The sequence below is a fragment of the Zavarzinia sp. genome, assembly GCF_049306435.1.
GTDB lineage: Bacteria > Pseudomonadota > Alphaproteobacteria > Zavarziniales > Zavarziniaceae > Zavarzinia.
Genome location: NZ_JBAQRT010000347.1, coordinates 1 through 2,726, shown reverse-complemented (window position 1 = coordinate 2,726; position 2,726 = coordinate 1). Strand labels below are relative to the sequence as shown.

2 protein-coding genes are annotated in these 2,726 nt (G+C 67.6%); one reads left to right on the top strand and one right to left on the bottom strand.

What is annotated here, in order from left to right:
* The first annotated feature begins 350 nt into the window (after positions 1–350).
* Positions 351–1,781: an aldehyde dehydrogenase family protein gene (locus WAZ62_RS20260; RefSeq protein WP_422645350.1), complete on the top strand. Its 1,431-nt coding sequence runs from the start codon at positions 351–353 to the stop codon at positions 1,779–1,781.
* A gap of 63 nt (positions 1,782–1,844) precedes the next feature.
* Here the strand turns inward: WAZ62_RS20260 and WAZ62_RS20255 are convergent, their stop codons facing one another.
* Positions 1,845–2,510: a class I SAM-dependent methyltransferase gene (locus tag WAZ62_RS20255; protein ID WP_422645349.1), complete on the bottom strand. Its 666-nt coding sequence runs from the start codon at positions 2,508–2,510 to the stop codon at positions 1,845–1,847.
* Positions 2,511–2,726 lie beyond the last annotated feature (216 nt).

Sequence of the window (2,726 nt, the reverse complement as noted above, 5' to 3'; positions counted from 1 at the left end):
GCGGCGGGGGCCGCCGCCGGGGTCGCGTAATGGTCCGGGAAGGCGTTTCGCTTCGACAGGCGCTCGCCGAGGCTGGCGCAGCTGGCCAGCGCGGCGCTGGCGCAAAGCGCGATGATGACCGTTGTCGTCGCCCGTGACATATCAACCCCCGCCGAAAGTGGTGCTTCTGCAGTGAAACAGCCCGGACCGGCCGTCAAGTCCGAGTTGGACAATCTGTCAGCGATTTCGCGCCGAATTGGCGTGGAGCTGCCATGCGACCCGCACCTCCTCGCGGGTCTCGACGAGGGCGGCCATTGGCCCTAACGTCCGTGACCACGACAAGGCCGGAGCAACCGGCGAGGAGGAGGCTCATGAAAGACTATCTGAAATTCTATATCGACGGCGCCTGGGTCGATCCGGTCGAGCCTCGTGTGCTCGACGTCATCAATCCGGCGACGGAAGAGGCTTTCGCCCGCATCTCCCTCGGCTCGGCGGCGGATGTCGACCGGGCGGCCAAGGCGGCGCGCGCCGCCTTCGAGGGCTACAGCCAGACCACGCGGGAGGAGCGTATCGCCCTTCTCGAGCGGATTCTGGGCGCCTATCAGGCGCGCTATGCCGATTTCGTCGAGGCGATCTCGACCGAGATGGGCGCCCCGGTCTTCCTGTCCAAGGCGGCCCAGGCGGCGACCGGAGTCGCCCATCTCGCCAAGATGATCGAGGTCCTGAAGGATTTCGAATTCGAGGAAGTGCGCGGCACCACCGCCATTTCGAAGGAGCCGGTCGGCGTCTGCGGTTTCATCACGCCGTGGAACTGGCCGATCAACCAGATCGTCTGCAAGGTGGCGCCCGCCCTCGCGGCCGGCTGCACCATCGTGCTGAAGCCGTCCGAGATCGCCCCCGTGAACGCCATGATCTTCGCCGAGGTGCTGCATGAAGCGGGCGTGCCCGCGGGCGTGTTCAACCTCGTGAACGGTGACGGGCCGGGCGTCGGGCAGCCCTTGTCGTCGCATCCCGACATCGACATGGTCTCCTTCACCGGCTCGACCCGGGCGGGTGTCCTCGTCGCCAAGGCGGCGGCCGACACGGTGAAGCGGGTGCATCAGGAGCTGGGCGGCAAGTCGGCCAACATCATCCTGCGCGACGCGGACCTTCAGGCGGCGGTCAGCGGCGGCGTGCGCGGCGTCATGACCAATTCGGGCCAGTCGTGCAACGCGCCGACCCGCATGTTCGTCCCGCGCGAGAAGCAGGGCGAGGCGGTGGAGATCGCCAAGGCGACGGCCGAGCAGATCAAGGTGGGCAATCCCTTCGACAAGGGCGTGACCATGGGCCCCGTCGTCTCGGATGTGCATTTCCGCAAGATCCAGGGCCTGATCGCCAAGGGCATCGAGGAAGGCGCGACCCTCGTCACCGGCGGCCCCGGCCTGCCGGAGGGGCTGAACAAGGGTTATTTCGTGCGGCCGACGGTCTTCGCCGACGTGACCAACAACATGACCATCGCGCGCGAGGAAATCTTCGGTCCCGTCCTCGCCATCCTGCCCTATGACGCCGAGGAAGACGCGATCCGCATGGCCAACGACACGGTTTATGGCCTGTCGGGCTATGTCCAGTCGGGCGATATCGAGCACGCGCGCAAGGTGGCGTCCCGCCTGCGCACCGGCAATGTCCATCTGAATGGCGCCGGTCCCGATTTCGCGGCGCCTTTCGGCGGCTTCAAGCAGTCGGGCAATGGCCGTGAATGGGGCGAATTCGGCCTCGAGGAATTCCTCGAGATCAAGGCCGTGCTGGGCTGGCAGGCCGCCTGACCCCGGGGCTGGCGCCCGTGCTTCCCGGCACGGGCGCCTTTCCGCCGGGTAAGGCCCGGCGTTTCAGGCGCCGGGAAAGCGCCAGACCGAGGTCCGTTTGACCTCGGCGTCTTCGAGGGCGCGGGAGACAGGGATCTCGTAGACCGCCAGCGACTCAAGGCGCTCGCGCGGCAGATAGCTGCGCCCGGGATCGCCGATCAGCACCTGGCGCCCGCCCGCCGCCAGCGCGGCCAGCCAGTCCGTCACCCGGCCGGCCATCGGCTGCTCGTAACAGACATCGCCCGCCAGAACGACATCCGCCTCGATATCGAGGCGGCCGATGACGTCGCTGGAGCTTGTCTCGAGGGTGACACCGTTCAGGCCGGCGTTGAGGGCGATCGCCTCCAGGGCGAAGACATCGATGTCGCTCGCGGTTACCGAGGTAGCCCCCGCCATGCCGGCGGCGATGGCGACGATGCCCGAGCCCGACGCGAAATCGAAGACCCGCCGTCCCGCGACCAGTTCCGGCCGGTCGAGGATATAGCGGGCCAGCGCCTGACCGCCGGCCCAGGCGAAAGCCCAGAACGGCGGCGGCAGGCCGAGGGCGCCCAGATCCTCCTCGGTCTTGTGCCACAATTCGATCGCCTCGGTCGCCAGGTGAAGGCGAAGCTCCGGCGTATGCGGGGGGGCGATCACCACCGTGTTCTCGGCGATGAAGTGGCGTCGGTCTGCGATGGAATCGGAGGTCATGGGGCAGGGTGTGCCCTCGGCGCCCGCGTGGCAAGGGCGCCGCGACCCGGCCCTGTTATGCGGTGCATTACAGGGCCGGGTCTTGATCGTCAGGCGCGGAAGTAACCGCCGCAGGCACCGCAGACGATGTCGATGTAGTAATTGGTGTCGAGGCCGACGGTCCAGCCGACATGGCCGCACCAGGGGCACTGGGTATAGCCGCTGTAGGCGGCCTGA